The 7,760-nt window shown below is 38.5% G+C and carries 6 protein-coding genes; 4 read left to right on the top strand and 2 right to left on the bottom strand.

All coding sequences use genetic code 11. From position 1 onward, the window contains the following. Together AC27G3_RS12525 and AC27G3_RS12520 are read right to left on the bottom strand one after the other, a co-directional pair. A partial coding sequence (locus tag AC27G3_RS12525; protein ID WP_487122024.1) for a transposase occupies positions 1 to 92 on the bottom strand: 92 nt, incomplete at its 3' end. Between the two features lie 389 nt (positions 93 to 481). Then, positions 482 to 724, bottom strand: coding sequence for a hypothetical protein (locus AC27G3_RS12520; protein WP_487122012.1), 243 nt, complete (start codon positions 722 to 724; stop codon positions 482 to 484). 751 nt (positions 725 to 1,475) lie between these two features. Between AC27G3_RS12520 and AC27G3_RS12515 the strand changes: the two genes are divergently transcribed. The 4 genes from AC27G3_RS12515 (at position 1,476) to AC27G3_RS12500 (ending at position 7,692) form a co-directional block, all read left to right on the top strand. Beyond that, the gene (locus tag AC27G3_RS12515; RefSeq protein ID WP_487122010.1) at positions 1,476 to 3,821 is read left to right on the top strand and encodes a S9 family peptidase; all 2,346 of its coding nucleotides are present in this window, start codon (positions 1,476 to 1,478) and stop codon (positions 3,819 to 3,821) included. A gap of 347 nt (positions 3,822 to 4,168) precedes the next feature. Next, positions 4,169 to 4,936: a gamma-glutamyl-gamma-aminobutyrate hydrolase family protein gene (locus AC27G3_RS12510; protein WP_487122008.1), complete on the top strand. Its 768-nt coding sequence runs from the start codon at positions 4,169 to 4,171 to the stop codon at positions 4,934 to 4,936. Between the two features lie 4 nt (positions 4,937 to 4,940). Beyond that, on the top strand, positions 4,941 to 6,293 hold the full coding sequence (locus AC27G3_RS12505; RefSeq protein ID WP_487122022.1) for a glutamine synthetase family protein: 1,353 nt from the start codon (positions 4,941 to 4,943) through the stop codon (positions 6,291 to 6,293). A gap of 13 nt (positions 6,294 to 6,306) precedes the next feature. Further along, positions 6,307 to 7,692: an aspartate aminotransferase family protein gene (locus tag AC27G3_RS12500; protein ID WP_487122007.1), complete on the top strand. Its 1,386-nt coding sequence runs from the start codon at positions 6,307 to 6,309 to the stop codon at positions 7,690 to 7,692. Positions 7,693 to 7,760: the final 68 nt, after the last annotated feature.

The following is a 7,760-nucleotide window of genomic DNA, read 5'->3' as shown; positions in this document are numbered from 1 at the left end:
CCCGAAACTTCAGCAACTGAATAACCACGCTCAGTGATTTGTTTTACTGCTTCTATTTTAAATTCTTGGGTATACCGTTTGCCTTTGCTCATAAACACCTCTAGTTGAAGTTACAATATAACTCATTTGGTGTCTAGCAAAGTCTGGGAAGTCCATTTGTTCTTTACGATAAGCGTTGCATTGAAGATAAACTAACATCCTTTGCCGTGGTTTCATCACGATGTTTATATCCATGACTGATAACTAACTTTGCACATTCACGTTTAAATTCTGCTGATAATATTTTCTTTGGTATTTTGACCTCGTTATTTTAAGTAATAATACTTCTAACGAAGTCTCTAGTTAAATTATACCGTTCACCTTTGATAATGCTGTTATTTGAAGATTTCGACTTTGAGCTTGTTAGCTGCGAAACTGTCCAGTTCTTTTCAGGTGTTGATGAAGAATACTTTAACAGCTCAATGATAACTTTTTCAGCTTGCTATACTGTATGACCACCATAGAATAAGCCACAATCAACAGAGTCCCACTCTGTTAACTCCTGCTTATTTTTATCATCAAGATTTATACCTTCAACTGTTACAGCAGTTAATGATGTGTCTGGTTCTAGTAAGTGTAATGATAAACGAAGTGCCCACCACTCATGAAAATCATCGCCAGTATTGGAGGCTCTGATACCTAGATATTCTGGCTTTATATTCTGATAATGTCTTAAAAAATCCATCTGACACATCCTGCACCTATAGGGTATCTACTTAATTAATAGGCGGAGAATGTCCCTGTAATAAATCAACTAAACACATAATGCTTCATTACAAAAATTAGGGCAAGTAGAGGCTTATAACAGTACGGTGAATAGCAATTTACAATGATTTGATGGTATAATTGAGTTGGATGTCATTCAATAATAGATCTAACGAGGAGCTAGAAATACAGCTCTAAGTGGTGGTTATTTTCTGGAAAATGGTATTATCAAAAAACTAATATTTAGAGAAAATAGCGTAAAATAGCTACTTTTCTGGAGAAGGCTCATAAGCCTTATAATGAAAACCTTTCCAGATTTATTTCAGAATCTACTTGTAATGGTGGTTTGTTACTATGACTTGATAGCTCTGAAAAGTTACTCTCACATGTTTAGAGCTTCGGAAATATAAAGGCTCTAAACTGTAACAACTCAATTTTATTGATAGGTTTATAATTAATATAACAGGTAGTTTTTCGTGAATAACCAATTGTTATCTGTTTGTCATTTTTAACATAAACCTTTTTATAAAACTCCCTTAAAGATAACCTTACCGCATATATTTAACCGCTTGACGTATTGATACTTCGTCCAAATTCAAAACTATGTTATTTTTGTAACATACAAAACAGGTGGAAAGTTGAATCAATTCATCGCCTGTATCGTGGTAATTATTTCTCTTTTCAAAAACACTATTATGGAAACGCATATGCAAAAAGCTAGGCAGAAAAATATGTCAACAAAATCACTTGTGATCAGTGCCATGTTTGCAGCAGGTTTATTAACTTCTGGGTGTGGTAGCACTGATAATACAGGCTCTGCAACTAGCCTAACTAAAAACCATGTCGCTGCACCACTTGAAAACTTAACAAAAGTTGATTATCAACGCGCAGAAAAGCAATTACGCGCCACTACGTCCTCGCTTGTTTTTGGTACAGTTGAATCGCCAAAGTGGTTAGACAACAACCGTATGTCGTATCGTGTGCCTACTGAAAACGGGCATCAATTTATTATTGCCGATATGAAGTCAGGGACTAAAAAACCAGCGTTTGATCATAAGGCAATTGCCGATGCTTTATCGTCTGATAAACAGAAGTATCTTGGAGAAAACTTACCCTTTACTCAATATCAGTTTAATGATGATTATTCTGTTATTACATTCAAAGTAGCAGACAAGTCTTATAACTGTGAGTTAACGTTAAAACAATGTGGCGTAGAGGCAAAGAAGCCTGATTACAAAAATGAAGTGTTATCGCCAGATGGCACACAATCAGCATTTATTCGGGAGTTTAACCTTTGGGTACGCGACACAGAAACATTGGTAGAAACACAATTAACTACCGATGGTATTCAACATTTTGGTTATGCAACGAATAATGCTGGCTGGGTTAGAAGTAAAACACCTGTCTTGTTATGGTCTCCAGACTCTAAAAAAATAGCGACTTTTCAGCACGATTCAAGAAAAGTGGGCGACATGCATTTAGTGAGCACTAAAGTCGGCCACCCTGAACTGGATTCATGGAAGTATTCATTACCGGGTGATAAAGCTATTTTTACTGTGCAACGGGTTATTATTGATGTCGCGGCAAAAAAAGTGACTCGATTAAAAATGTCACCGGATGCACAACGTTCAACTATTACCGATCATATTTATAGCCGAGGCAAGTTTCTCGATGTGCAGTGGAGTGAAAATAGTAAGTCGTTAGCCTTTGTTTCGGTGTCGCGTGATCATAAACAAGCGACTTTACGTATTGCTAATACGAGAACCGGCAATGTTAAAACGATTATGGACGAAAAAGCGCGCACCTTTTTTGAGTCGGGCACTGGAAAAGTTAATTGGCAGTACTTGCCTGAGTCGAATGAAATTTTATGGTTTTCTCAACGTTCAGATTGGGGGCATTTATACCTTTACGATCTAACAACCGCCAAGCTTAAGCATACTGTTACACAAGGTGATTGGAATGTATTACAAGTCGTTAAAATAGACAAAGCACAACGTGTTTTATATTTTACTGGCGCTGGACGAGAAGCAGGGGACCCTTACTTTCAATACCTATATTCGGTTAACTTCGATGGTAGCAACCTAACGTTACTTACGTCTGAACAAGCCAATCATAAAATTACCTTGAGTGAAAAGGGTGATTATTTCTTAGATCGCTTTTCAACACCTTCCACACCTGAAGTTTCGCAAATAAAACGTTTCAACGGCGAATTAGCTTTGGCGCTTGAAAAATCCGACATCTCAGCATTAGTGGCTAATGGTTGGCGAGCGCCTGAATCGTTTGTTGTTAAAGATAGAAATGGCAAGTTTGATATTCATGGCTTGATGTACAAACCGAGTAATTTTGATGCCACTAAATCTTATCCGATTATTAATTACTTATATCCCGGTCCACAAACGGGCAGCATTGGTAGTCGCTCTTTTTCAGCTTCTCGTGGTGATAAACAAGCGATGGCGGAGCTTGGTTTTATTTTAATCGAGATTGACGCTCTAGGAACACCTATGCGTTCTAAAAGCTTCCATGAGTTTTATTATGGCAATATGGGCGACAGTGGCGTACCTGATCAAAAATCTGCCATAGAACAACTTGCAAAGAAATACTCATGGCTAGATCTTAATCGTGTCGGTATTTGGGGGCATTCGGGTGGTGGGTTTGCATCAACTAATGCAATTTTAAAATACCCTGATTTCTATAAAGTGGCCGTTTCTGGTGCTGGTAATCATGATAACCGCCTGTATGCTGATCCATGGGGTGAAAAGTGGCAAGGGTTATTGGTAACTAATAAAGACGGTAGCACTAATTACGACAACCAAGCGAATCAGTTATTGGTGGGGAGTCTTAAAGGTAAATTATTATTAGCTCACGGCACATTGGACGATAATGTACCACCTAACAATACTTTAGTCGTGGTTGATGCGTTAATCGCAGCGAATAAAGATTTTGACTTGTTAATGCTACCTAATCGTCGACACGGCTTTGCTCGTGAAGCATATATGATGCGCAAGCGTTGGGACTATTTTGTTAAACACCTAATGGGTGCTAATCCGCCAAAAGAATATGCTTTTGATAAACAATAAGCGCAGTTAAGTGTTTTACCTGAACTCAAATGGCTATTTGCCATTTGAGTTCACCTATTAGTTTTATCAGCTGATTCTCATTAACTCTCCATCCTTTTTTGTAAACTATTTCAATCAAACTTCCTTCTGCTCCTGTTCAATATATTTAACTGTTTTGCGAGTGAACGCTAATTAATTATTGGTTTTTGTGCTTTGAACCTCTTTGTTAATGGTTCTTTAGTCTTTTTTGTTAGGCAAAATTAATAATGTATTAAATTTTAATAGACGTTCATTATTTTAGTGTGCTACTGTTTGTTAAATCGAACACTTGATGTTTTATCTTGTGGAAAATGAATAATGAGCGTTTTATGAATCAAGCTAAGTTACCCGTTGTTGGCGTTATTTGTGACCGAGATATTATCGGACCACATCCATTTCACATCGCAGGTGATAAATATCTTCAAGCAATTATTTCAGGCAGTCATTGTTTACCCATACTTATTCCGGCGTTAGCAGACGACAACACCATTGAACAATTAATGACCATGGTTGATGGCGTTTTACTAACGGGCGGTTATTCAATGGTGGATCCTCAGGAATATCAACAAGAAGCGCTTACTGGTACGCAACTTGATACAGCAAGAGATAACACCAGTTTGCCTTTAGCAAGGTTGGCTGTAGAAATGGGCATACCTGTATTGGGCATATGCAGAGGGTTTCAAGAAATGAATGTCGCATTTGGTGGCAGTTTGCATCAAGCGCTTCATCAGCATGGTCAATTTTTTGAACACCGTGAAAATAAAAACTTACCGTTAGAAAAACAATATGCAGATAGTCATAAAGTTAAGTTAACGTCTAACGGTAAATTAGCTGAAATACTAAATGAAAGTAGTATTGAAGTTAATTCACTACATACTCAGGGCGTTGATCGTCTTGCGGGAAATTTATTAATAGAAGCGGTTGCAGAAGATGGCTTAATCGAAGCTTTTTCTGTTGTTAACGCAACAACATTCGCAATGGCTGTTCAGTGGCATCCAGAATGGCAAATTCATAATAATCCTCATAGTACAAAATTATTTCATGCATTTGGTCAGGCATGTTTAGCAAAACAACAAACGAGAGAAAGTCATGAGTAATTCAATGAAAAATATCAGTGCTTGGTTAAAAGAGCACAAGGTTAAACATGTACAAAGTTTAATTGGCGACCATACCGGCATTGCCCGCGGTAAAGTTTTTCCTGTTGATAAATTTATTGAAGATGGTGGCTGTCGTTTAGGTGAAACGATTCTTTTACAAGGTGCTACTGGTGATCTTGCCGCAGGAAAGTACTTATACACTTTAGCGGATGAACGCGATATTGATATGATTTTACAACCAGATGCTAATGCGTGTTACATGCTGCCTTGGGCAGATGAGCCGACTGCAATGATTATTCATGACTGCGTTGATAATGAAAATAATGGCATTGAACTCTCGCCTCGCCATTTATTAAGAAAAGTTATCGCGCTGTACGCAGACAAAGGTTGGAAAGCAGTGGTAGCCCCTGAAATGGAGTTGTATTTAACGAAAACCAATATTGATACCAACCAACCACTAGAAGCACCATTAGGTAAATCGGGTCGGGCAGAAATTGGTCGTCAATCTTTTGGTATCGATGCGATTAGTGAATTTGATCCGCTATTAAAAGATATTTATTTGTGGGCAGGCGAACAAGGTTTAGAACTTGATATTGTGGTTCATGAAGAAGGGCGTGCTCAATTCGAGTTTAATTTTAATCATGGTGATCCACTTAACTTAGCTGATCAAGTGTTTGTTTTTAAACGCACTGTTAAAGCCGCAGCCGAAAAACACGGAGTTACCGCCACTTTTATGGCAAAACCGATTTCGGATCAACCCGGCAGTGCTATGCATATTCACCAAAGTATTGTTGATATAGCAAGTGGTACAAATATTTTTTCAGATGAAAATAGTGATTCTGGCTTTAGTGAAGCTTTTTATCATTATATGGGCGGTTTACAAAAATACACGTCGCAAGTGATGCCAATGTACGCGCCTAATGTGAATTCTTATCGTCGTTTTCTATTAGATCAAGCCACGCCTACTAACTTACATTGGGGTATTGAAAATCGCACCGTTGGCTTACGTGTACCAGATGCACCAGCTATAGCTAAACGCGTTGAAAACCGCTTACCAGGCGCAGATGCGAATCCTTATTTAGCCATTGCAGCCACTTTAATTTGTGGTTACATCGGTATGATGGAAAAAATTACACCGTCAGCAGAAACCACGCATAAAGCCAATAAAGAGCCAAATGAACACTTGCCAAGAAACATAGAAGCATCAATAGAGATGATGGGATGTAGTGACACCTTGCGTGAATATTTAGGTGACACCTTTGTTGATGGCTTTTTGGCGACAAGAGAAGCTGAATATAACAATTTCAAAAGCGTTGTCACCTCATGGGAACGCCATTATTTACTAACGACCGTTTAATTGGGAGAGCGAGATGAGCACTACTTCAACGAGTAAAGCCAGCAGCTTTAACGACATACAAACCAAAGATATTAACCATCATTTTTCGCCGTTTAGCGATAACAAAGAGTTAGCTGAAATTGGCTCACGCGTTATTACTAAAGCAAAAGGCGTTTATATTTATGATGATAATGGCAATAAATTACTCGATGGTATGGCGGGTCTTTGGTGTGTCAATATCGGCTATGGTCGTCAAGAGTTAGTTGATGTGGCGTCAGCGCAAATGACAGAGCTACCTTATTACAACTTATTTTTTAAAACGACCCATGCGCCTGCTGCTAAATTGGCAGAAAAAATTACCTCGTTAGCGCCTGCGCACATGAATAAAGTATTTTTTACTGGTTCGGGCTCAGAAGCAAATGACACGGTATTTAGAATGGTACGTCGTTACTGGGATCTAAAAGGCAAACCGACTAAAAAAACATTTATCAGTCGAGAAAATGCTTACCATGGTTCAACGGTGGTTGGTGCCAGCCTAGGCGGTATGGGTTATATGCATGAGCAAGGTGATTTACCGATTGAAGGTGTTACACATGTTGAACAGCCTTACTTTTTTAAGGAAGGAGGAGACTTAACCCCTGAAGCTTTTGGTATTAAAGCAGCACAAAGCTTAGAAGCTAAAATTTTAGAGTTGGGCGAAGACAATATAGCGGCATTTATTGCTGAACCTTTTCAAGGGGCAGGTGGCGTAATTATTCCTCCGGCAAGTTATTGGCCTGAAATTAAACGCATTTTATCAAAATACGATATTTTATTGGTCGTTGATGAAGTGATTTCAGGGTTTGGCCGAACAGGTGAATGGTTTGCTAGTCAGTACTATGATTTAAAACCTGATTTAATGCCTATTGCCAAAGGATTATCATCAGGCTATTTACCTATTGGCGGGGTAATAGTTGGCGATCGTGTGGCTGATACCCTTATCGAAAAAGGCGGTGATTTTAATCACGGTTTTACTTATTCAGGACACCCTGTTGCGGCCGCAGTAGCATTAAAGAATATTGAAATTTTAGAGTCTGAAGGCATTGTTGATCGAGTTAAAAATGACATTGCTCCTTACTTACAAAAAAGATGGCAAGAACTAGCTGCTCATCCAATTGTTGGAGAAACACGCGGTTTAGGTATGGTGGCAGGTCTTGAACTCGTTAAAGATAAAACGACCAACAAGCGCATAGCGCCTAACTGTAAAGCGGGTGGTGTCTGCCGTGATTATTCAATGGCGAATGGCTTAATTATGCGACCTTGTGGCGATACGATGATTATTTCACCACCGCTTATTATTACACGTGAAGAGGTTGACGAATTAATTGAAAAAGCGGTTAAAACACTAGATGAAACTGCAAAGTTTTATAACTTGATGTAAATATTCCTATTAAGCCACTTTTATAGTGGCTTAATTGTTTTTGTGCTTTACAAAGAGAAGAACCGAAT

Source organism: Colwellia sp. SU-HH01217 (assembly GCF_057543495.1).
This window is presented reverse-complemented; position numbering and strand designations above follow the sequence as displayed.